Genomic DNA, 22,430 nt, shown 5'->3' with positions numbered 1-22,430 from the left:
TTCCATTGATTGTTGTAGATGTAGGAACCCCAATGGATTCTTTATAAGCTCTGATGCTTGTATCCAGAAAAGTTCCTTTACAACCATATTTTTCCATTGCCTCCGCTCTGGTTAATTCATGGTTATAAATCTGGCGTCCTATGTCTAATTTTTGTTCTTTAGAGTATCGCATATAGCACCTCGCTGTCTTTGATTATGTAAACAAGAATACTTTTATAAATAGATGTTACCTTTATAAAATACAGATGTCTACATAATGCGTGTAGTGTCTACTTTTACGTTACCACTTCAAATCCTCTTATTCTTCGTGTCGAAAATCTATTCTTCTGACACGTAAATTAAAACATTTGCTCAATCTTCGTGTTTTTCACTCTCTCATAGACACGTAGATTTCAACTTTCTCAAAGTCTTCGTGTCTATGAGCACTTTTACAGACACGTAAATTTCTGTTTTCCCAGTATCTTCGTGTCTTTTCACTTAAAACCTGACACGAAGATTCATCCCATCGCCAATTTTTCGTGTCCTTCCCCTCCCTTAGCGCTGGTGGCTTTGCCACAGTCCTAGTTTCAAACCTGCTTGACTACCTTTTATCTGAGGAAGGCTGGAGTGTCAATAGTGCGAAGCACCCGAAGGGCTTGCTATTGATACTACTGGCTTCCCAGATAAACTGTAGCCAGCAGGTTGAAACAAAAACCTTAGGCTAACCTACATTTTAAACAGGCCGCAAACAAAAAAGGAACTTAGCCATACGCTAAGTTCCTTCAATAAATTCATATTAACCTTGCTGTTATTCCACGGAATTAATAAGAGCGAAGATTTCGTCCTTGATTTGTCCGTTTACTTTAAGTGCATTCTCTCTGCTATCCTGGTTTGAATAGAAGTAGAACTTAATCTTTGGTTCTGTACCTGATGGGCGAATTGCAAACCATGAGCCATTGTCTAAGAAAAGGCGGATTGCATTCTGTGGTGGGATATCCTCGTATCCATTGATGTAATCAATAACCTTTTCAACCTTTGCACCAGCTACTTCTGTAGGAAGGTTCTCGCGGAACCACTTCATCATACGCTGGATTCGCTGTGCACCAGGAATTCCCTCAAGGATGATGTTTGGCTCATCCTCTGCGAAGTAACCATACTTAGCGTAGATTTCCTGAAGAACGTCCCAAAGTGTCTTGCCCTGCTTGCGATAGTATGCAGCTGCCTCTGCAACCATCATACCAGCTGAGATACCATCCTTATCGCGAATATCTTCGCAGATAGCATATCCTACAGACTCCTCATATCCAAAGAGATACTTGTATCCGTTCTCGTGAAGATAAGGAATCTTTCCACAAATGTTCTTGAAACCAGTAAGAGTTTCAAACATTTCTACGCCATAAGCCTTTGCCATGATAGTAGAAAGTGTTGATGTAACGATAGACTTAACCATAGCTCCCTTTGCTGGAAGTGTGCCGGCATCCTTGTGTCCCTCAAGAACATAATTAACAAGAAGGTATCCTGTCTGGTTACCGTTAAGAGGTACATAGTTGCCCTCGCTATCACGAATCTCAATAGCAAATCTATCTGCATCAGGATCAGTAGCCATAAGAAGCTCTGCTCCAAACTTACGTCCATACTCCTCAGAAAGCTTAAATGCCTTTGGATCCTCTGGGTTTGGATATCCAACTGTTGTAAAGTTAGGATCTGGATTCTCCTGCTCTGGAACGATTGTCCAGTTTGAGAAGCCTCTATCGTTAAGCATCTGTCTGAATGGAATTGATCCACATCCGTTAAGTGGTGTGTAAACAAGAGGAATAGAAAGATCAAGCTCATCACCTTCATGAATAGCTAAAGCTTCAATCTTATCAAGGTACTCTCTGTCATATTCTGCACCTAAAACGATGATTTTGCCGTCCTTAACACCCTGCTCAAAATCTGATTTCTTGATGCCTGTCCAAATATCTACAGCATTGATGCACTCTGTCATACCATCTGCAATTTCAGATGAAACCTGACATCCATCATCCCAATATGCCTTGTAACCATTGTATTCTCTAGGGTTGTGGCTTGCTGTGATGTTGATACCTGAAACTGTACCAAGACGTCTAATCATAAATGCAAGCTCTGGTGTAGGTCTAAGATCTGGGAATACATAAACCTTGATTCCATTTGCTGCAAAAATACCAGCTGCAAGCTGAGAAAACTCCTTTGAAAAATGACGTGGGTCGTGTGCAATAACAACACCCTTTTCGCAGGCTTCTTTACCCTTTGAAATGATAAAATCAGCAACACCCTGTGTAGCCTTACCAACAGTAAAGAAGTTCATTCTATTAGTACCTGCGCCAACCTTACCACGAAGTCCAGCTGTACCAAAAGAAAGATCCTGGTAGAATCTATCCTCTATTTCCTTTTCATCTCCAGCGATTCCCTGAAGCTCTGATTTTAATGGATCTGTATCTGAAAGCTTTTCAAGCCATTCATTGTAACGTGCTTTATAATCCATAATTCCTCCTAAAACTAAATTAATCACTTAAGTCGATGTCCAAGCTAAGATTAAATGTATATTGTGGATATTTTTCCTTAAGTGCATTATTAATACTTTCAAAAGTCTTTTTTCTATTTGGGTCATCGAAGCTGATAACCACATCGAAGTTGACACTCTTATTAGCTTCATCATAGTAGAATCCATGAATCTGCTTAACATAATCGAATGTCTTCACAAACTTTGAAAGCTCCTTTCTAAGTATATCAGCTGGAGAATCCTTTTTGTTTTTGCAGTAGATGCCGATTCCTTCAAGGCCTACGCCTGTCTCCTGATATACCTTATGAAAAATTTGTCTTTGAAGCTGATCAAGATGAGCCATTCCCATATCCTCATCAACCTCTATATGTATCGAACCAACGTATCGGTTTGGTCCATAATTGTGTAAGCTAAGGTCGTATGCCCCTAGAACTTCATCAAAGCTGACAACAGCTCTCTTTACATCATGAGATAGCTGCATTTCTACACGTTCTCCAAGAATCTGTGAGATTGTTTCTGAAATCATATCGTAGCCTGATTTGATGATGATAACTGAGATGATGGCACCAAGCCAAGCCTCAAGACTTATACCAAATACAATAAAAATGATTGCAGCTACAAGTGTTGTTGCAGAGATAACCGAATCCAGCTTTGCATCCTCACCAGATGCAATAAGTGAACCTGAATTAACACTCTCTCCCACTTTTTTAACGTATGTTCCAAGTACAATCTTTACAACTACAGCAACAGCCACAATAACAAGGCTTGCTGTATTGTATTCTGGGTACTGTGGCTCAATTATCTTTTTAATTGATTCCACCAGTGATGTAATACCTGCATATGAAATGATAATTGCAATGATGGCAGCAGAGATATATTCAACTCTGCCATGTCCAAGGGGATGCTTTTTATCTGGTGCCTTATTGGCAATTCTTGTACCGACAATGGTAATTACCGATGATAAGGCATCACTTAAGTTGTTTACTGCATCAAGGACAATTGCAATTGATCCTGTAACAAGACCAACAAACGCTTTAAATCCTGCCAAAAAGCAATTGGCAACAATACCAATCAAACTGGTTTGAATGATCTTTTTATTTCTGTCCATTTTATTTCTTATTCCTTAATCCCTTAACATAATTTGTAAGCTCTTCTTTTGTTTTCTTGTTGAGCTTTTCCATCTTTTTGAGTACAGCATATTCAGCAGTTCCTTCGCTGGCGATGAGGAAATCTACCTCTCCTGCCCCTTTCGAAGGAATTGTGTCCTGAAGTAACTCAAAAGGTGAAACATCAAGTACGTCGCAGATTGCCATAATCTTGTCTGACGATGGATTTGTTTTCTTTCTCTTCCAATCGCTGATAGTGCTTTGTGCAATACCAGTCTTTTCAGCTAACTGAAGCTGAGAAACACCCTTTTCATCCATCAACTTAAAGATACGTTCACTAATAATCATCCTAATACCCCTCCATAACTGTAAAATCCCGCGTTAATAACTCTATTGTATATACGATAACACAATATAACTTTATCCTCAAGATAACTGGTGATGTGACTGTTTTTCCACATACATCAGTTTATCTATAAGTTCTTGAAACTGTTTTGCAGTAAGGCTGCTGTTGTGACTATAGCTCTGGAATCCACAGCTTATGTCAACTCCTTGAGGCCAATTATTGCGAGCACTCTGCTTTGCAACGTAATCTCTCACCTCATCTATCTTTTCGTTTATCTGCTTCATGTCCAATTCATCAGTAATAACACAGAACTCATCTCCGCCAAAACGACCGATAGCTGCTGCTCTTCCGAAGGTATCTACAAGAATATCAGCAATAATTTTGATTGCCTTATCCCCTTCCTCATGGCCCATACTGTCATTAATATCTTTGAAATTATCAACATCCATCATGATTGCAGTAAAGTCTTTTCCACTGGAAATGGAACTTTTAACCATGTCCTGCATTTTGATATCCAGCCCTCTTCGGTTTAGTACACCGGTTAGATAGTCGATATTTACGTCTCTACTTTGATAGTAGAAAAAGACAATCAAACATCCCAAAGATATACCTGCGTATGTGCAGTCAATATTGGCAATAAATATTTGTAGCAGTGCCCCAATTAATGATAATGCCGGCAAAAACAATACTGCTGCCTTGTATTCACTCATGATGTGTTTATTAAATACAAGTGCATAAACAAGTAGCATGAAAATAAACAACAGCATGAATCCAGCTCTTATCAAGAAGAATGGACCACGATAGTAAATACCATTTTCAAAATAGAAAAACCATTTCAACCCGAACAACGCTGATATTGAAACGAATACCATATTCAAAACTGCAAACAGTTCGAAGCAGTATCTGATTGGACGTCTATGCTTTAAATCCTCATCATCCATCCAGCAATCCAGATAATACAGAGCATACAATATATCAAATGGATCTAATAGGAAGATTAAAAAGTACCCAATGTATCCCAAGAATAAATACTTGTCTGGATACATCTCACCTATACGACCAATAGTTTCAGATAGTAACAAAATCAGCGTGCATACAAGGATTGCCGAATACTTGCGCCCTTTCTGCAACCTGGAAATCTGATTTTGAAATATCAGCAATAATATTAATAAAAATGATGTAAAAAAATTAAGTATAACCCAGCTCTCAGCCTCTACCATAAAAAGCCTTTCATAATTAATCTTTAAAGATAAAATATGCTAAAACAAACACTCCGTTTATTTTAGCATATTAATTGTGTAAAACTGTGAATTATTAATTCGTTTTGTCGATAATGCTCATTACCTGAGCACTGTATTTAAGCAATTTTTCATTAGCTTCAAAATCCTTTTCCTGAATGATACGCTTGAACTCTGCAAATTCAAAGTAAAGTCTATGACTTCCATCAGACAACGAAACCTCTTTTGTTTCTGTATCAGCATCATTGAAAAGGACGTCGTATTCTGTCATGCCATTTACATGAGGGTAAATGCAGATTGTTGCATCAACACCCTGGATTGTAGATGGACCAGGTGCCACACAATCCTTTGCTCCAATGCAAAGAACCTTGAAATTGCCATAGTCGGCAGTAAGTACGCCGCTTGTATCTATGCCCTTTTCCATGTTTGCATCATATCTTACAGAATCAGGCGCACCAAATAGACCAACCATTGCAGATATATTGTAAACATTTAAATCTCGAAGAGCACCGCCGTTATGAGCCGGATCAAACACCGCTGGCACCATTTCACCGCTATGGAACTTGCTGTATCTGCTGGACATCTGGCTGTAGTTGAATACGCATAGCTTTAAATCTCCAACAAGCTTAACATCCTGCTGTAACTGCTTGTAGGCTGGCATATGATAGATGCTCATAGCCTCAAAATACATAACATTATTGGCCTTTGCTAACTCCACAAGCTCCTGGAATTCAGCAAGACTATTTGTAACAGGCTTTTCGCATATTACATGCTTTTTAGCCTGAAGGGCTCTCTTTGTATATTCATAATGCAAATCATTAAGTACACCTACATACACAACGTCAATGTCAGACTTAAGCATTTCATCATAGTCCGTAAATACGATATCTAAATGATATTTTGCTGCCATGGCATCCAGCTTATCTTTGCTTTTCTCTCTGCCACAGATATAAATCTTTTCAAACTCAATCTCGTCAATAAACGAAAGCACTTCCCCAACAATAACACCGTTTCCTGCTATTCCTAAAACCATTATTCTCCTCGCTTTCTTACTGTTTTATTGCCCATCTCATCTTGGTAGATTTACTTCTAGGATTGATTCTGCATTCCTCCGCCGATGGACGTATCACATCTGAAGAAACATCAGCATAAACTCCCGCTTTCTTCAATTCCTTAAATGATTTCTTTACTAGCCTATCCTCTCCTGAATGGAAGGTAAGGATGGCAACTCTGCCACCTGGCTTTAAAATCCCTGGTAGCTTTTCAAGGAATGAGTATAACACTTCAAACTCGCTATTAACGTCTATACGAAGTGCCTGGAATACTCTGGCACAACTCTTTTTAATAGCCTGGTCCTTCTCATCCTTTGGAACCTTCCAAAGTGCTTCAGCAATTGCCTCTCGAAGGGCTGTAGTTGTGTCCATAGGATTTCCTTTTGCCATAAGTGTAAATACCTTATGCGCGATTTCCTCAGCGTATGGCTCATCAGAATTTTCTATCATCATTCCAACAAATTCTTCTTCAGTTATATTGTGAAGACGTTCTGCTGCACTTTCACCATGGTCTGGATCTAGTCTTAAATCCAAAGGGCCATCTATCTTATATGAAAAGCCACGCTCAGGATTATCAATCTGCATTGAGGATACACCTAAATCCGCAAGAACAAAATCAAACTTGCCTGCCTCTTCGGCAACTTTATCTATGTTTGCAAAATTGATAAGTCTAAACTGGAAATTGTCCTCTCCGAAACCGGCGGTGCGCAAGCGTTCTACTGTTTTGGCCGATTCGATTGGATCTACATCCAAACCGTACATAATGCCCTGCCCCTGAAGCTGCTCCAGCATCTTTCTGGTGTGTCCACCATATCCAAGGGTGCAATCCAAACCCTGCTGCCCTGGCTGTATCTGCAAGAAATCAAGAATCTCCTGCACCATAATAGAAATATGCATGCCAGCAGGTGTTGAGCCCTTGCTGATTACATGCTCAATTGTATCTGCATATTTTTCAGGATTATGCTCTTTATATTTTTCCTCAAATTTCCTTGGATATTTTCCTGAGTAATGAACTCGACGTTTATGCTTTTTCTCTTCCATATTTCTCCATATTTCTAATTTTTTCTTATTTAACAGATCTATTAAATTATAATATAAGGCCTCAAACAGTATCAATAGGATTGAAAGTTCTACAACAGTTTTGCTAAACTATTAGCTGACGTTTATATTTAGGCTTACATGTAAAGGGGATTATCATGATAAAAACTATTATTTTTGATATTGGCGGAGTCCTTATTGGATACGATTGGACTGCATATATGATGAAGGAATTTAATAACGATGCTGAGCTAGTTGAGCGAATCAAGGCTAATGTCTTTGGTGAGAAATGGGCTGAGGTTGACAGAGGCGTTCTTACAAATGACGAATTAGTAGCCTCTTTTATCAAGGATGCTCCTGATATAAAGGATGAAATCATTCACTTTTGGGAGACTGCTGGTGATGCTCTTTGGCAGTACGACTTTGCAAAGGATTGGATTCGCGATTTAAAAAATCGCGGCTATCAGCTGCTTTACCTTTCAAACTGGTCTTCTCACATGAGGGAAGGCGCACTAAAGCAACTTGATTTTCTGCCAATGCTTGATGGTGGCGTGTTCTCATATGAAGAAAAGCTTATCAAGCCAGATCATGCCATCTATAATCGTATAATCGAAAAATATAATTTAGTTCCTGAGGAATGCGTATTTATTGATGACAGCGAACCAAACGTAATCGCTGCCAGAGAATGCGGTTTGAATGCCGTATGGGCAAAGGACAAGAATCACGAAATTGCCCTTAAAGAATTAGAAGCTCTTTTGCAATAAAAGAGCTTCTATTTTTTATATTTAATTATTAATTAGCTGTGATAAAGCTTGTTGCCCTCGTAACGTGGCTCACATGTAAGGTGAACCCCAAGCTGCTTAAATACACCTACGTCTACAGAAGAAAGAATAACTGATGAATGTACCTCTGCACCTTCCATCATTGGAATGCAATCATATGCCTTCTTTGCATTTTCGTTGCTGATTGATTCCATTGAAAGAGCAATAAGAAGCTCATTCAAATGAAGGTGTGGATTGTGGTCACCTAAATGCTTTGTCTTAAGATTCATAATAGGTGTAAGAATCTCAGGTGAAATAAGCTTAATCTCATCAGGGATGCCTGCTAAATGCTTTAGTGAATTAAGCATCATAGCTGATGAAGCACCAAGCATCTGAGATGTCTTACCTGTGATAATCTGACCATCTGGAAGCTCCATAGCTGCACATGGTACTCCAGTCTGCTCTGCCTTGATGTTTGCAGCAGATACAACTGGTCTGTCTGATACAGAAATGCCTGCCTTTTCCATTAAAAGCTCAAGCTTCTGAATAGCTGAATCACTTCCATCGCCCTTGCGCTTAGCAACTACGGCCTCATAGTAACGACGGATGATTTCCTGATTTGATGCATTTCTACAAACATCATCATCAACAATTGCGTTTCCTGCCATGTTTACACCCATGTCTGTAGGTGACTTGTATGGAGATTCGCCAGAAATCTTCTCGAACATTGCCTTAAGTACAGGGAAAACTTCAACATCACGGTTGTAGTTAACAACAGTCTCGCCGTATGCCTCAAGATGGAATGGGTCAATCATGTTGACATCATTCAAATCTGCTGTTGCTGCCTCGTATGCAAGGTTTACAGGATGATTAAGTGGTAAATTCCAGATTGGGAATGTTTCGAACTTAGCATATCCTGCCTTTACGCCGCGCTTTGACTCATGGTAAAGCTGAGAAAGGCATGTTGCCATCTTTCCACTTCCTGGACCAGGTGCAGTAACAACTACAAGTGGACGAGTTGTTTCGATGTAATCATTCTTGCCAAATCCCTCATCAGATACGATAAATGGAATGTTTGATGGGTAACCTGGAATGATGTAATGTCTGAATACCTTAAGACCGAGAGCCTTAAGCTTTTTCTCGTATGCTACTGCTGATGGCTGCTCTGCAAACTGAGTAAGAACAACAGAACCTACGTAAAGGCCATAGCTTGTAAAAGCATCGATAAGTCTGAGAAGATCCATATCATAAGTGATACCGATATCTCCACGAACCTTGTTTTTCTCGATATCGCCAGCCTTGATAGCGATTACGATTTCTGTTTTGTCTGCAAGCTCCTTGAGCATAGTGATTTTTGCATCTGGCTTAAATCCTGGCAAAACTCTTGATGCATGGTAATCATCAAAAAGCTTTCCACCAAACTCAAGATAAAGCTTTCCACCGAATTGGTCGATACGCTCTCTAATTCTTTTAGATTGCATCTCTGTGTACTTTTCGTTACTGAATCCTAATTTTCTCATGTTTTCCTTCTTCTAAATAAAATCAAATGATTGAAATATATCTTTTAATGGCTATAAGTTTATCATGGATGGGCTTTTAATCCAATAATTTTAGTATAAAAACAAATCAATTTTTAGCCACTAATAGTTAAATAATTGCTACGACAAATAACTCTGCTCGTTATAGTATCTTATTAGGATTTAAGGTAAATAATGTACTAGGAGGATAATTATGGAAATTTTAAAAGTAACAGATCCAGAGTTTACCAATTATGGTCGAATCATCGAAGGATATGACGCAGAAAAGAAAGCCATCATGGAGGCTTTAAGAGACAACACTCCTATTCCAGAGGGCACAGAGTATGTTGCTGAGGAACCAGCTCTCCAGAGCTTAGCTGCTGCAGACAAGATTTCTAACTCACTCTTTGGTGGCTCTCCAATGCAGTTTGGTTGGTGCAATGGTCACAACACAAAACTCAACTGCCTCGAGTATCACCGCTCAAGTGAAATCAATATGGGGGCTACAGATTTCATCCTTCTTCTTGCAAAGAGAGAAGAAATCGTAGATTTCAAGCTTGATTCAAGCAAGGTAAAGGCTTTCTTATGTCCAAAGGGAGTAATGATTGAAGTTTATGCAACTGCTCTTCACTACGCTCCATGCCAGGCTCACAAGGATTCTGGTTTCCAGGTTTTAGTTGGCCTTCCAAAGGGCACAAATGTTGGCAAGCCAGAGTTTACTGCTGACAATAAGGAGGATACTCTTTTGACAGCTACAAACAAATGGCTTCTTGCTCACGCTGAAAGCTCTGAAGCAAAGGATGGCGCATGGGTAGGAATTACAGGCGAAAACATCGATATTGTGAATGATATTAAATAATGAAACAAAAAAAATGGCGGTTTAAACCGCCATTTTTTTTATCTCTTCTTCATGAACTGTCTGAATATGATCCAATGCCGAAAGCATAGGCTTTACATCCTTATGAAGAATCTTTCTTTGAACATAGTTTTGAGTAATCTTCATAACTGTTCCGCTAAGTGCAAGCACACCGATAAGGTTTGGAATAGCCATCATACCATTGAGAGTATCTGAAATATCCCAGGCAAGGCTCAAATCCATAGTAGCTCCTACTACGATAAAAGCTACGAAAATCACCTGATAAATCTTTACATTTTTTCTACCAAATAGGTATTCAAATCCCTTGCTACCATACTGGCTCCAGCCAAGTGTTGTTGAGAAAGCAAAAAGCAAAATCGCAATTGCGATAAAGCCGTATCCAAACTTACCAAATACAGTAGAGAACGCCTCTGCAACAAGGGCTGTGGATACCTGTTCTGAAATAACTGCTCCTGTTTCCAAATCTACAAGTCCGCTTGAAAGAACCGTAAATGCGGTAATCGTACATACGATAATTGTATCTGCAAATACCTCGAAGATACCCCACATTCCCTGAACTACTGGCTCTCTAACATTCGAGCTGGAATGAACCATTACAGATGAACCAAGACCTGCTTCGTTGGAAAATACTCCTCGCTTCATACCCCACTGAACAGCCATGGCAACACCACTACCTACAATACCGCCGCCAACAGCACGCATACCAAAGGCTCCCTTTAAAATAGAAGTGAAAACTGCTCCTGCCTGATCAATATGGACAATACAAACGATTAGGGCACAAATCAAATAAATAACTGCCATGAAAGGCACTAGTTTTTCTGTAACTGATGCGATTCTCTTAAGACCGCCAACAATAACAAGACCGCCAAGAATCATAAGGAAGATACCAGTTGCAATAGCTGGGATTCCAAAGGCTGATTTGATATTTACTGCAATTGAATTTACCTGGCCCATGTTTCCAATACCAAATGATGCGCCGATGCAGAAAACACTAAACAATACTGCAAGCCCAGAACCTACATGTCTCATTCCCTTCTTAGAACCAAGACCATCTCTCAGATAATACATGGCGCCACCGCACCACTCATTTCTCTCATTTCTTCTTCGATAATAAATACCCAACACATTTTCTGAGAAGTTTGTCATCATTCCAAAGAATGCAACAATCCACATCCAGAAGATTGCACCAGGACCACCAGATGCGATAGCCGCTGCAACACCAGCAATATTACCTGTTCCGATTGTAGCTGCAAGTGCTGTACAAAGACTTTGGAACTGAGAAATCTGAGTATCCTCTTTATCTGTGTGTGCTGTAACATGTGAGTCCTTGAAAATACCACCGATAGTATTCTTTATCCAATGCTTGATGTGAGTAATCTGGAAAAACTTGGTCAAGCAAGTCATCAAAATACCGGTACCCACTAAAAGAATGAGCATTGGCAAGCCCCATACGAATCCATTTACTGCACTATTAACCTTTTCTACGATTGATAAAACTCTTTCCACAGGCATATCTCCCTTTACATCTTATTTGGCTAGTTGCGTCTTGTGCGGACATTTGTCCTCCCACGTAAGACAATTTTAGATATATTCTAACGCTTCACCAAGCTAAAGTAAAGTATTTTTTTATTCTTATTATTTTGTTAGCAATTATTGCTAAGACATACCCTAAAAATGCAGATATAATGTGGGAAAAGTGCCATAAGGAGAACGACATATGACAAGCAAGAATATTACAGATATGACTCAAGGAAACCCAACTAAACATCTTCTGTTATTCGCCCTTCCAACCCTTATTGGCAATATCTTTCAGCAAATATACAACCTTGCAGATTCTATCATCGTTGGCCGATTTGTAGGTGCAAACGCTTTCGCTGCTATCGGTGCCACCAGTTCTATCACATTTCTATTTTTTGCCTTGTGTAACGGAATAGGCGGAGGCGGCGGAATTGTTGTTTCCCAATTTTACGGTGCACACGAAGATGCCAATGTAAAAAAATGTATTGTTAATACTGCATTGATTATGCTTATCGTGCCACTTGTAATAGGTACTTTGGGCTTTATTTTTGTTCCTCAATTTTTACGAATTCTAAGCACACCTGAAAATATTCTTTTTGATGCCATTTCCTACACTCGCTATATGTGTGTAGGTTTGCTTTTTGTTTCTTTATATAATTTTCTATCCTCTATGCTTAGAGCTTTGGGGGATTCAAAAACACCTTTATACTTCTTGATTTTCTCAATCGTTTTGAATATCACACTAGATATCATTATGGTTTGTATTCTTCATAAAGGAATTCAAGGCGCAGCACTTGCTACTATCCTTTCCCAGTTAACATCAGTTATTCTTTGCAGCATCCATGCCTATAGAACCAATCCGTATTTCCGTTTTACCTGCAATGACATCCAATTTTCCCGTCAGATGTGTTATAAGGTCATTCGCCTTGGCGTACCTATGTCTATTCAATTTGGATTGATTGCAATATCTTCCATGGCCGTTCAGCGAATTGTAAATTCCTACGGCACAATAGTGGTGGCAGCCTTTACAGCTACAAACAGAATTGAACAGCTTATTCATCAGCCATATACAACACTTGGCACCTCAATTTCTACCTTTAGTGGGCAGAATTTCGGTGCCAAGAAAAATGATCGTGTATTATCAGGATACTATTCTGGTATACGTATCATGATTATACTAACCGTCGTATTAATTTTTATTATGCAGTTCTTTGGCCGTGCCATCACAGGGCTTTTTGTAGAAGATGAAGCTATCATCTCACTTGGCGCAATGGGCCTTCGAATTACTAGCCTGTTTTATCTAGCTCTCGGAATGATTTATGTCATCCGCGGTGTCCTAACAGGAATCGGCGATGCCTTCTTTTCATTATTCAATGGAATTGTTGAGGTCATCGGCCGCTTCACTATTCCTGCATTATTCTGCAGTTATCTGGGATTTGGCGAAGCAGGAATTTGGATTTCTTCAGGCGTTGTTTGGCTCATTAGTGGCGTCACTGCATGGATTAGATACCTTACCTACTTTAGAAGCAAGATTTCCATTGAGACAGGTTCATCTATTTAAAATACCTGGATATCAAAGCTTACCTGGAATATGTCTGTGATACTTAACGTATTTCCGTATTCACGTTCTTCAAGCTTTTGATTAAAGCCTACTCTATCGCATCGTCCATACCATGGTTCGATACATACAAATGGTGCGTGCTTTCCTACTGGAGACCATACACCAAAAAGTGGTGCATCAAACTTAACTGCTATTACATCCTGACCTTTGTCATCAATAAGTGTCACTTTGTCTGACTGTCTGTCCTCAATGATAAGAGCATCACGGCTGAAAAGCTCATCTGACATTACAAGTACTCCATTTTCAAGCTCAAACTGCTTCTGCTCATCTCCTAAGCAACCGCTGCCATCATCTGCAATGATATTTGCGGTAATCTTTGAATTAGGCTGATTGTCTTTTTCGAATCGGAGTGTATAAGTATCTAAATCACAGTTGAATGCAGGATGGCCTCCAATTGAGAAATACATAGTTTCTTCATTTGGATTTTCAACCTTCCACTCAACATTTACAGTATCATTTTCCAATCTGTAAGTGATTACAAGGAGGAATGAAAATGGATATTTCTTTCTCGATTCTTCGTTATCTTTAAGTAAAAAAACAAGCTCATTTTCAGTTTGTCTGCCAAGCATAAAATCCATATCTCTGGCAAAACCGTGCTGCCCCATTTCATATGTCTGGCCCTTGTATACTGACTTTTTCTGATAGTAGTTTCCTACAAGTGGGAAAAGCACTGGTGCTGTACGTCCCCAGTATGCAGCATCTGCCTGCCACATAAGCTCCTTCCCATCAGCTTTTCTAATAAGTGATTTAATCTCAGCTCCATGTTCAGCAACTGTAAGCTTAATTTTGTCATTTTCTAATGTGTAGTTCATAATAACATGTCCTTCCAATTATAGTTCCATTTCATAGCAAAGCATTGGTTGCTCGTACAACTCACATTCCCCAACCTTATTAAACTTAAATGCTGAATAGCATTTTAGCGCTTTTAGATTATGCCTATTTACTAGGAAATGAAGGCTCTTATAGCTTCTATTTTTTAGCTCTTCCAGGCCTTTTTCAATCATCTCTTTAGCTAAGCCTTTGCCTTGGCAATCCGGGCTAACCGCAAGCCTTGAAAGCTCTCCACCTGGCTGCAATTCATCTGTCCAGCACTCTAAATTGTTAACAGAATCATCGTCATCTATTGAAATAGCAGCAATTATCTTGCCATCTTCTCTCATTACAAGCAAAGCATCCCTAGATAAATCAAAATCTATCTCTTCCATTGTAGGATAGTACTCATTCCAAGGGCAATATTCCCTACCAAGCTGTGCCTTATAGAGTTTTAAAATTTCGTCTTTATCTTTTGCTGTAGCTTTTTCTATTACTCGCATGTTGTCCTCCCTTTCTTGCTAGACACATTATGGCATTTTGTGTCTGTTCTATCAAGAATTAGTCTTCAACAGTCGCTCTGCTTCCTTAACAGCTACACAGTCTGCAAACCTCTCAGGCCACATCATCTCATTGTAATATCTGTATGTAGTCTCAGCATTCATGTAGTTATTATCAAATGTAGAATTGCATCCAGCTGGGACAATAACCTTATAACCTCTATCAAAAGCAGACTTTACTGTGGCATCTATGCAGAAGTTGGTCTGGAGACCTACTATCATGAGTTCCCTTGTGCCAGTCTGCTGTAAATAAGATACAAAGTCTGGATTACCAAAACAGCTATTCACTGTCTTGGTAAAAATCTTCTCATTGCCTATTGGCGCAACCTGATCTGCAATTTCATAATCCTTATCTCCTACAGAAAATCCTGAACCTGGGCCGTCGTCATGCTGTACATAAATGACCTCCACATCATTCTCTCGCGCTGTCTGAATCAACCTTGATGTATTTTCTATAAACTCCTGATAATTGTATAATCTCTCGTCTGTAATTCCTTTTTGTACATCGATAACAAGTAAAACCATTATTGCCCCCATTTCTATAAGTCAGCCACATCAACTACTTTTATTCCATTCTGCTTGAGAAGCTCAACGAACACGCCATTTCCTGGAATTAGATTTCCTGAAAAAGTTCCATCATAAATAGTATTAACACCACAGGATGGACTCCTTGATTGTAGTATCACAAGCTCTGCTTTCTTATCTAGAAGAATTTGCAACGCCTTCTCTGCACCATCTCTAAATTCAGCATCCACAGAATATCCATCCTTGTGCTTTACAACACCATCTACTATTTCTGCTGATTCCCTTGGTGTAGGAAGCCCTCCTAAAACTTCAGGACAGACAGGTACTAACTCATGACCTTTTAAATATTCAAGGGTCTTTTCACTATAGTTATTGCCCCCGTTATATTTGCAATTCTCGCCTAGTAAACATGCACTAACGCCTATGACCATATTAGTATTCTCCACTATTCCCATTCCAAGCTTTTATTGCACACATTATGTCATTTGTCGTTCTATAAATCAACAATTATCATACGCAATATTTCATTATTTCTCGTATAACATCCTTACTATTAAGCGGAGTATCAAATGTTTCCATAGACAAAATCAAATTATCCCCCAAATGATAGTATCAACTGCCCTATACAAGCCTAATTCGCTTATACATCTGGGAACACCCCTTCATCAATCATTTCTATCATAATATCCGCAAACTTAGGGTCAAACTGGGAGCCTTTACCCTTTTCTATCTCTCCGCGGACCACTTCAACAGGCAGAGCTCCCCTATAGCTACGGTTGCTGGTCATGGCGTCATAGGCATCTGCCACAGCGATGATTCTGGCTTCCTCAGGAATGTCGTCGCCAGCAAGGCCCTCTGGATAGCCTTTTCCATCGTATCTTTCATGATGCCATTTAGCGCCTGCTGCAAGGGAAGGCATTTCCTTTATATTGCCTAGAATCTTGCCACCAATGCCCGGATGCTTCTTAATCTTGGCAAACTCTTCGTCTGTAAGTCTTCCTGGCTTGTTAATAACTTCATCAGGAACTCCAATTTTTCCAACATCATGCAGAAGCCCCATCATGAAAATCTGTTCCTGGTGCTTCTCATCATAGCCATATCTCTTTGCTATCTCTTTTGAATAAATCGCTACTCGTCCTGAATGGCCCTTTGTGTAGTTGTCTTTGGCATCGATGGCATCTGCAAGGCTTTCAACTACGTGCAAAAAAAGGTTCTCGTTCTCCCTTGTTTTCTCCTCAACCATGCCTTCAAGATTTCTCTGGAGCCTGATAAGTTCCACAGCATGCTTCACTCTAAGCACCAGCACACTTGCCACAAAAGGCTTTCTAATAAAGTCCATTGCACCAAGTGAAAGCCCCTTTGTCTCTGTATCTTCATCTTCATTGCCTGTCAGGAAAATCACAGGTGTATCCCGCCAGCCAGCTTCACACTTTTTAAGCTCTTTAACTACTTCAAATCCATCCATTTCGGGCATACTTATATCCATAAGAATAAGGTCTGGTGCAGGATTTTCCTGGGTGTACTCCAAAAGTGCCTTTCCGGATTTCAAAACTACTGCTTTGAGCCCAGAGCTTGTAAGAGTATTCCAAGCCTTTTTTAAAATAATAGGATCATCGTCTACAACTACAATCTGTGGAATCATTTTTTGCCTCCCCAATGCATTCCTCCTGCTAGTTTATACCGGATTTTAATAGTGGTATACTCAACTTATGGAGGAGTACGATTTATGAATATTAATATACCTGGTATTGATGTAGAAAAAGCTATCAAAAACGCTGGTTCAGAGGAACTCTTTTTGGAGCTCCTAGGTGATGTATACAAATTAATGGATGACAAGGTCGCTTCAGTAGAATCCAATCTTGCATCTGGGAATATATCCAACTATACCGTCGAAGTACATTCACTAAAAACCACCTGCCGCATGATTGGAGCCATGGAGCTTGGCGAGGATTTCTTTACTCTAGAAAAACTCGGCAAGGACAATGACGTGGAGCAAATCAAGATGCTTACACCAGGTGTTTTAGATACATTTAAAGGTCTAAAGCCTTATCTTGAGCCATTTGCTTTAAATAACCTTGGGCCTCAAAAAAGCTTTGATAAAGAGGCCCTGTCAAATAATCTAAATATGCTCATCAATGCTGTGAACGACTTTGATTTAGGAAGTGCAGAAGATGCTGCAAAACAGCTTCTTTCCTATAAATGTGATGAAGCTCTTTCAACCCAAATCAAAGACTTGGATAAGCTCGTTTCTAATCTGGATTTCGATGAAGCAAAAGAGCTTGCACTGCAAATCCTTAGTAGCTTATAGACCTACTCCGTCGGTATTGAACCATAGTTTGCAACGGCTTCATCCACTGTCATTTCTCCATTTACAATTGCGTAGGCTGCTGCTCTATATTGCTTTACGGCTGTATCGAGAAGCTCTGTATCCCTGAAGTTTACAGTTCTATCCTCTGGGAAATCTGCCAGGGAAGCGTACACTTCATCAAGGGAATAATCTGTGGTAGGTGTAATAAGTCTTTTCTCTGCTGCCATGAGTCCAAGTTCTTTTTCACTTGTAAGGAATCTGATAAACTCATTTGTCATGTCCAGGTTTGCACTGTTTTTATTAACGCAGAATAATATGGAAACTGAATCCATATAGTATCCACCTTCATCTCCAGAAGGTGCTACGTAAAAATCATAGTTGAAAGGGTTAGCCGAAAAAGCTTCGGACTGTCCTTCTCTCTTTTTTGTTCCAGAGACAACATCGCCTGAGCAAAGCATCATAGGAACATCTCCTTCGAAAAATCTCAAGATTACTGAATTGTAGTCATCTTCGATTTCCGCTGAACATTTAGCTACATCTATGCAACCAGAGTCTACAAGCTCTTGTAGTCGCTCTAAAGATGGCCTCATTGCCTCACCTGCTGATGGTTCCAAATTATTGAGGCCCTCCTCGATACTTCTATCATCCTTTACAGTCTTGGCAAACATAGGATAGCTAAATGCATAGCCGATGCCTGGCGTAGTTGTAGTGTTTGCTCCCATAAGAGGTGATTCATAGCCAGCTTCTTTAAGCTTTCCACATACATCCTTCAATTCCTCAAATGTGGTAGGAACCTCAAGGCCTTCCTTTTCAAAAATGTCCATATTTACAAGCATTCCGTAGGATGTGGCAAATACAGGCAATGTGCGGATTTCTCCATCATCCATCTCCCATTTAACGCTAGTACGAATGCAATCTAAATTGATTTCAAGCTCAGGGTCAGACAAAATCTCTGCCCCATCAAACAGTGGTGCAAATTGCTCATCCCCGTACATCCATGGCTGCACAACATAGATATCTGGTGGCTCCTGCCCAGCAAGTGCAGGACCGATTGTATTTCTATAATCATCCAGATATGTGTACTCAATCTCACCATTTGGATAGTGCTCGTAAAATCTGTCGATGGTGCTCTCCAGAGATTCAAAGTTTGAATAGGTTCCCACCACAGATAGCTTATACTCAGTGTCTGCTTCATATTTTGGGGAGAACTGGTTCGTTGAATTTTCTTGCTGATCAACCTGAGTCTCACTTTGTTCCAGACTCTGATTTTGAGTCTGTCCACAGCCTGCCGATGTAATCGCCAGCATTGATATGAAAGTCATAGCTAATATTGTTTTAATCTGTTTATTCATGTTCTCTCCTTTCTTCATCAGCAACCTTTGCAAAGAAATCATCTATTAAAGATGTTATTTCAGTTTCACTCTTCTCCTTAAAACTATCTCGAATGATCTTGTCCATTTCCCCCTCAGCCAGATTATCAAACTTGTCGTCCATGATAATTAGGTCCGCCTCATGAGACTTTAAATATGCTGTAGCCTGGGCCGTAGATTTTGACACTGCCACCTCGTATTTATTCGATAGCAATTCCATGAGCTTGCGTAAGAATTGGATATCTTCGTCCACTAACAGGATTTTATGCTTCTGCTCAGGCTCCATGTCCACCTGCTTTATCAAATCTGAAGATATGTATGTGCAAAGCATATTCTCAAGCCGGCTTGTATCAATAGGCTTAGTGAGGTAATCATCAAAGCCTGCATTTATATACATTTCCCTCATTCCGGATACCGCATTTGCAGTAAGGCAAATGACAGGTGTTTTAGCGTTCGGCGTGTCAGTGCACTCTTTCATTTCCTTTATCGTTTCAATGCCATCCTTATCGGGCATCATATGATCCAGGAAAATCACATCATAGAAATTTCGTTTAAATAAAGTCAGGCATGCATCTCCGCTCTCCGCCGTATCTATCTGAATTTTTGTTTCTCTAAGAAGATTTACAAATACCTTTAGATTAATCTCATTGTCATCAACCACCAGAATTCTCGCATCTGGCGCCACAAAACGTACTTTGTACTGCTCTCTTTCCTTAAGAAAACTCTTGTAAGCCGAGTCAAATTCCCCTAGCGGCTCCCATTTCACAACCTTTTGTTTTAAATCAAAGGAAAAAACGGAACCCCGACCATACTCACTTTCTACCTGGATTGAGCTTCCCATCATATCCAAGAAGCTTTGGGCAATGGCCATTCCCAGGCCAGTTCCTTCTATGTTGCGATTCTTCTTTTCATCAATTCGCTCGAAGGCTGCAAATAATTTGTCCAAATCCTCCTTTTTAATGCCAATTCCTGTATCCTCCACGCTCACGTGAAGCATTACATAATCAGGATTGTCTTCACATTTAGTGCTGTTGATTGAAAAGGTTACGCCGCCCTCCTTTGTATATTTCACAGCGTTTGAAAGAATATTGGTAATTACCTGCTTGATTCTTATTTCATCACCGTGCAAACATCTTGGAATATTTGGGTCCACATCTAGCTTGAAAATAAGATTCTTTTCATCAGCCTTCCTCTGAACCATATTTACAATATCATTCAAAAGCGATGCGCAATTATAATCCACATTAATGATTTCCATTTTCCCTGCTTCAATCTTTGAGAAATCAAGGATATCATTGATAATTCCAAGAAGCGTATTTCCTGCGGCCCTGATATTTTCTGAATACATTAGGATTTCGTCATCGTGGCTGTCTCTTAAAATCATTTCATTCATGCCGATTATGGCATTCATTGGAGTCCTAATATCATGTGACATGGTAGACAGGAAATAGGATTTTGCTTCATTTGCCTGGTTTGCAGCCTCAGCAGCCACCGTTAGCTTGCGGTTGAAATTAAGAAGTATCATCAGGTTAAAATGAAGAAGAATCAAAAGTCCTGCAACAACAATTCCCAGGATTAGCCAGTCAATGGACCTGTTAAGGGTTAGCTCGTAAGCTGGAATGTAAGCAACCAAAAACCATGAATCCAGACCGCTTAAAGGGGTATAAGCTATCACGCAATCCTCGTCCTTAGAATTGTAGATATGCATAGAGCCAATGTCAGTGCGAATCGTCTCTACCACCTGGTTATATTCCTGAGCCGACATCGGATTATATGACTTGAAATACTCAAAGAAATTGCTATTTTTCAAGGACTTTCCATGAATCATGTAGTCCCCATCCCAATCTATTAGGGATATCTCCACATTTTCATACTCCCCCTTCAAAAATACCAGCTTCTGCTCCAGACGGCTTACAGGAACCACTCGAATTATAAGGGCGTCTCGCATCTCTTCTGTCTCACTATCCAAGACCTTAATGTTGTTTAAAAAAGCGATAGACTGAACACCATTCAGTGGATTAGTGTAAGCCCTAGTCAAATTGACCGCACCATCCACGTTACTGATTTCCAAGTTTTCAAAAATATTAATATGGGAATAATTTACTGAGTAATCCGATGGATCTGTAGACCTGGCGTTAGTGGAAATGCCCGCCATAGAGCCATCGTCTATATAGATAAGATGTCCTGAAATCTCAGGAGAAATTTTTGCTTTTCGAATATAAGAAATGGCCTCATCAACTGTCATAGGAGTCCCTGCCTCCGCAGACCCGTTGATGTAATTAGCCCAAATATCACACAGATGCTGCTCATCCTCCAAATAATTGGCGACAATCTGCTCTGTTGTGGTTGTCATTTTCTCAAAAGACGCAATCGAAGACTGATTTGATTCTACCGCTCTATCGTTAGCATACTTCACGATAATGAAAAGAATCAAACCTACTATCAAAATATTAATGATAACAATATATCTTTTCTTCAACTCTCGTCCCCTGTACTTAGTTCACAATTAACTTATAATGTACAGGTTAATTATAACATTTAACATGCAGGGAATTTGTTAACAAATCTTTAATTAATACAAATTTCTAGATTTCAAAGTCCAGACAGCTTCTGATTTTAGTGTAAGGTCTCACCTTTCCATCTGCCACAGCAACATGCTCTGGATGTACGGCATAGCCTTTAAGAGCCTCCTCACTTTCAAATGTAGAATCAAGCATTAAATCTGCATTTGAGCTTGCAAGGCCATTGATGTTCACTTTGATATCAATCATTCCTGGGATTTTTCCGGCCAAGCCTTCTAAACCTTCTTTGATTCCAAGCTTTACCTGCTCCTTTTCCTCAGCTGAAAGCTCATCCTTAAGTGTCCATAAAATAATGTGTTTTACCATGTCTATTCTCCTTTTATTAGTTGTTTCGTTACTTAAGTGCCTGTGTCCACTCGGCCTCTTTGAAGCCCAGAAGAACTGTATCATCAGTAATAACAAGCGGGCGTTTTACAAGCATTCCATCTGTTGCCAAAAGATTAAGCTGTTCTTCCTCACTCATATCTGGAAGCTTCTTGGAAAGCTCCATCCCTCTGTAAAGCTGGCCGCTTGTGTTGAAGAATTTCTTAAGAGGCTGATTACTTTTTTCATATGCGGCTTTGAGAGTAGCTTTGTCTGGATTGTTGCCTTTGATATCAATTAAATCGTACTTGATTTTGTTATCATCAAGCCACTTCAAAGCCTTTTTACAAGTAGTACATCTTTCATAACAATACACTTTAATCATAATCCTAGTCCTC

The 22,430-nt window shown here is 39.7% G+C and carries 21 protein-coding genes; 4 read left to right on the top strand and 17 right to left on the bottom strand.

Going from position 1 to position 22,430, the window contains the following annotated elements; genetic code table 11:
- Nucleotides 1-787: 787 nt before the first annotated feature.
- From T375_RS08880 to rsmH, 6 genes are all read right to left on the bottom strand, one after another.
- Complete coding sequence (locus T375_RS08880) at nucleotides 788-2,482, bottom strand: phospho-sugar mutase (RefSeq protein ID WP_044937465.1); 1,695 nt, start codon at nucleotides 2,480-2,482, stop codon at nucleotides 788-790.
- 19 nt (nucleotides 2,483-2,501) lie between these two features.
- Entirely contained in the window at nucleotides 2,502-3,608 is a 1,107-nt protein-coding gene (locus tag T375_RS08875) for a cation diffusion facilitator family transporter (RefSeq protein WP_044937462.1), read from the bottom strand.
- 1 nt (nucleotide 3,609) lies between these two features.
- The gene (locus tag T375_RS08870) at nucleotides 3,610-3,954 is read right to left on the bottom strand and encodes a helix-turn-helix domain-containing protein (RefSeq protein ID WP_033153681.1); all 345 of its coding nucleotides are present in this window, start codon (nucleotides 3,952-3,954) and stop codon (nucleotides 3,610-3,612) included.
- Nucleotides 3,955-4,032: 78 nt separating this feature from the next.
- Complete coding sequence (locus tag T375_RS08865; RefSeq protein ID WP_197019850.1) at nucleotides 4,033-5,034, bottom strand: GGDEF domain-containing protein; 1,002 nt, start codon at nucleotides 5,032-5,034, stop codon at nucleotides 4,033-4,035.
- Nucleotides 5,035-5,266: 232 nt separating this feature from the next.
- Nucleotides 5,267-6,223, bottom strand: a complete 957-nt coding sequence (locus tag T375_RS08860; protein ID WP_044937456.1) for a Gfo/Idh/MocA family protein — start codon at nucleotides 6,221-6,223, stop codon at nucleotides 5,267-5,269.
- A gap of 16 nt (nucleotides 6,224-6,239) precedes the next feature.
- Nucleotides 6,240-7,283 (bottom strand): 16S rRNA (cytosine(1402)-N(4))-methyltransferase RsmH, encoded by a 1,044-nt coding sequence (gene rsmH / locus T375_RS08855; protein ID WP_044937453.1) that lies wholly within the window; start codon nucleotides 7,281-7,283, stop codon nucleotides 6,240-6,242.
- Nucleotides 7,284-7,438: 155 nt separating this feature from the next.
- Between rsmH and T375_RS08850 the strand changes: the two genes are divergently transcribed.
- Nucleotides 7,439-8,044 (top strand): HAD family hydrolase, encoded by a 606-nt coding sequence (locus T375_RS08850; protein ID WP_044937450.1) that lies wholly within the window; start codon nucleotides 7,439-7,441, stop codon nucleotides 8,042-8,044.
- A gap of 32 nt (nucleotides 8,045-8,076) precedes the next feature.
- Here T375_RS08850 and T375_RS08845 read toward each other — a convergent pair whose 3' ends face one another.
- Nucleotides 8,077-9,561: a DUF1846 domain-containing protein gene (locus tag T375_RS08845; RefSeq protein WP_044937447.1), complete on the bottom strand. Its 1,485-nt coding sequence runs from the start codon at nucleotides 9,559-9,561 to the stop codon at nucleotides 8,077-8,079.
- Between the two features lie 211 nt (nucleotides 9,562-9,772).
- Here T375_RS08845 and T375_RS08840 point away from each other — a divergent pair, with 211 nt between their 5' ends.
- On the top strand, nucleotides 9,773-10,417 hold the full coding sequence (locus T375_RS08840; RefSeq protein WP_044937443.1) for a DUF4867 family protein: 645 nt from the start codon (nucleotides 9,773-9,775) through the stop codon (nucleotides 10,415-10,417).
- A gap of 21 nt (nucleotides 10,418-10,438) precedes the next feature.
- Here T375_RS08840 and T375_RS08835 read toward each other — a convergent pair whose 3' ends face one another.
- Nucleotides 10,439-11,941: an alanine/glycine:cation symporter family protein gene (locus T375_RS08835; protein WP_330371744.1), complete on the bottom strand. Its 1,503-nt coding sequence runs from the start codon at nucleotides 11,939-11,941 to the stop codon at nucleotides 10,439-10,441.
- A 211-nt stretch (nucleotides 11,942-12,152) separates the two neighbouring features.
- Between T375_RS08835 and T375_RS08830 the strand changes: the two genes are divergently transcribed.
- Nucleotides 12,153-13,514, top strand: a complete 1,362-nt coding sequence (locus T375_RS08830; protein WP_044937438.1) for an MATE family efflux transporter — start codon at nucleotides 12,153-12,155, stop codon at nucleotides 13,512-13,514.
- Here T375_RS08830 and T375_RS08825 read toward each other — a convergent pair.
- From T375_RS08825 to T375_RS08805, 5 genes are all read right to left on the bottom strand, one after another.
- Entirely contained in the window at nucleotides 13,511-14,386 is an 876-nt protein-coding gene (locus T375_RS08825; RefSeq protein ID WP_044937435.1) for an aldose 1-epimerase family protein, read from the bottom strand. The two genes, T375_RS08830 and T375_RS08825, sit on opposite strands and share 4 nt — an antisense overlap.
- Nucleotides 14,387-14,404: 18 nt before the next feature.
- Nucleotides 14,405-14,887: a GNAT family N-acetyltransferase gene (locus tag T375_RS08820; RefSeq protein WP_044937432.1), complete on the bottom strand. Its 483-nt coding sequence runs from the start codon at nucleotides 14,885-14,887 to the stop codon at nucleotides 14,405-14,407.
- 51 nt (nucleotides 14,888-14,938) lie between these two features.
- On the bottom strand, nucleotides 14,939-15,469 hold the full coding sequence (locus tag T375_RS08815) for a cysteine hydrolase family protein (RefSeq protein ID WP_044937430.1): 531 nt from the start codon (nucleotides 15,467-15,469) through the stop codon (nucleotides 14,939-14,941).
- 14 nt (nucleotides 15,470-15,483) lie between these two features.
- Entirely contained in the window at nucleotides 15,484-15,900 is a 417-nt protein-coding gene (locus tag T375_RS08810; protein ID WP_044937427.1) for a 2-thiouracil desulfurase family protein, read from the bottom strand.
- A gap of 209 nt (nucleotides 15,901-16,109) precedes the next feature.
- Nucleotides 16,110-17,111, bottom strand: a complete 1,002-nt coding sequence (locus T375_RS08805; RefSeq protein ID WP_044937426.1) for an HD domain-containing phosphohydrolase — start codon at nucleotides 17,109-17,111, stop codon at nucleotides 16,110-16,112.
- Nucleotides 17,112-17,195: 84 nt separating this feature from the next.
- Between T375_RS08805 and T375_RS08800 the strand changes: the two genes are divergently transcribed.
- Nucleotides 17,196-17,777: an Hpt domain-containing protein gene (locus T375_RS08800; protein WP_044937424.1), complete on the top strand. Its 582-nt coding sequence runs from the start codon at nucleotides 17,196-17,198 to the stop codon at nucleotides 17,775-17,777.
- A gap of 2 nt (nucleotides 17,778-17,779) precedes the next feature.
- Here T375_RS08800 and T375_RS08795 read toward each other — a convergent pair whose 3' ends face one another.
- The 4 genes from T375_RS08795 to T375_RS08780 all read right to left on the bottom strand — a co-directional run bounded on the left by T375_RS08795 (nucleotide 17,780) and on the right by T375_RS08780 (nucleotide 22,417).
- A complete protein-coding gene (locus tag T375_RS08795) occupies nucleotides 17,780-19,129 on the bottom strand; it encodes an ABC transporter substrate-binding protein (RefSeq protein ID WP_044937421.1) in 1,350 nt (449 codons plus the stop codon).
- Nucleotides 19,122-21,626 carry a response regulator gene (locus tag T375_RS13285; protein WP_049960371.1) on the bottom strand — a complete coding sequence of 835 codons (2,505 nt, stop codon included), beginning with the start codon at nucleotides 21,624-21,626 and terminating at the stop codon, nucleotides 19,122-19,124. The genes T375_RS08795 and T375_RS13285 overlap by 8 nt, the downstream gene beginning before the upstream one ends.
- Nucleotides 21,627-21,732: 106 nt before the next feature.
- Nucleotides 21,733-22,035, bottom strand: a complete 303-nt coding sequence (locus tag T375_RS08785) for a Dabb family protein (RefSeq protein WP_044937419.1) — start codon at nucleotides 22,033-22,035, stop codon at nucleotides 21,733-21,735.
- A gap of 28 nt (nucleotides 22,036-22,063) precedes the next feature.
- Nucleotides 22,064-22,417 (bottom strand): arsenate reductase family protein, encoded by a 354-nt coding sequence (locus T375_RS08780; RefSeq protein WP_044937417.1) that lies wholly within the window; start codon nucleotides 22,415-22,417, stop codon nucleotides 22,064-22,066.
- Between the last annotated feature and the right edge of the window lie 13 nt (nucleotides 22,418-22,430).

Source organism: Pseudobutyrivibrio sp. LB2011, from assembly GCF_000701765.1.
GTDB lineage: Bacteria > Bacillota > Clostridia > Lachnospirales > Lachnospiraceae > Pseudobutyrivibrio > Pseudobutyrivibrio ruminis.
The sequence above is the reverse complement of the archived record's forward strand: the minus strand, read 5'-3'. Positions and strand labels throughout refer to the sequence as shown.

Excerpts from the sequence above, each read along its gene's own strand:
- T375_RS08880 (WP_044937465.1), bottom strand. The coding sequence starts at position 2,482 with ATGGATTATAAAGCACGTTACAATGAATGGCTTGAAAAGCTTTCAGAT.
- T375_RS08875 (WP_044937462.1), bottom strand. The coding sequence starts at position 3,608 with ATGGACAGAAATAAAAAGATCATTCAAACCAGTTTGATTGGTATTGTT.
- T375_RS08870 (WP_033153681.1), bottom strand. The coding sequence starts at position 3,954 with ATGATTATTAGTGAACGTATCTTTAAGTTGATGGATGAAAAGGGTGTT.
- T375_RS08860 (WP_044937456.1), bottom strand. The coding sequence starts at position 6,223 with ATGGTTTTAGGAATAGCAGGAAACGGTGTTATTGTTGGGGAAGTGCTT.
- rsmH (WP_044937453.1), bottom strand. The coding sequence starts at position 7,283 with ATGGAAGAGAAAAAGCATAAACGTCGAGTTCATTACTCAGGAAAATAT.
- T375_RS08850 (WP_044937450.1), top strand. The coding sequence starts at position 7,439 with ATGATAAAAACTATTATTTTTGATATTGGCGGAGTCCTTATTGGATAC.
- T375_RS08845 (WP_044937447.1), bottom strand. The coding sequence starts at position 9,561 with ATGAGAAAATTAGGATTCAGTAACGAAAAGTACACAGAGATGCAATCT.
- T375_RS08840 (WP_044937443.1), top strand. The coding sequence starts at position 9,773 with ATGGAAATTTTAAAAGTAACAGATCCAGAGTTTACCAATTATGGTCGA.
- T375_RS08830 (WP_044937438.1), top strand. The coding sequence starts at position 12,153 with ATGACAAGCAAGAATATTACAGATATGACTCAAGGAAACCCAACTAAA.
- T375_RS08825 (WP_044937435.1), bottom strand. The coding sequence starts at position 14,386 with ATGAACTACACATTAGAAAATGACAAAATTAAGCTTACAGTTGCTGAA.
- T375_RS08820 (WP_044937432.1), bottom strand. The coding sequence starts at position 14,887 with ATGCGAGTAATAGAAAAAGCTACAGCAAAAGATAAAGACGAAATTTTA.
- T375_RS08815 (WP_044937430.1), bottom strand. The coding sequence starts at position 15,469 with ATGGTTTTACTTGTTATCGATGTACAAAAAGGAATTACAGACGAGAGA.
- T375_RS08810 (WP_044937427.1), bottom strand. The coding sequence starts at position 15,900 with ATGGTCATAGGCGTTAGTGCATGTTTACTAGGCGAGAATTGCAAATAT.
- T375_RS08805 (WP_044937426.1), bottom strand. The coding sequence starts at position 17,111 with ATGATTCCACAGATTGTAGTTGTAGACGATGATCCTATTATTTTAAAA.
- T375_RS08800 (WP_044937424.1), top strand. The coding sequence starts at position 17,196 with ATGAATATTAATATACCTGGTATTGATGTAGAAAAAGCTATCAAAAAC.
- T375_RS08795 (WP_044937421.1), bottom strand. The coding sequence starts at position 19,129 with ATGAATAAACAGATTAAAACAATATTAGCTATGACTTTCATATCAATG.
- T375_RS08785 (WP_044937419.1), bottom strand. The coding sequence starts at position 22,035 with ATGGTAAAACACATTATTTTATGGACACTTAAGGATGAGCTTTCAGCT.
- T375_RS08780 (WP_044937417.1), bottom strand. The coding sequence starts at position 22,417 with ATGATTAAAGTGTATTGTTATGAAAGATGTACTACTTGTAAAAAGGCT.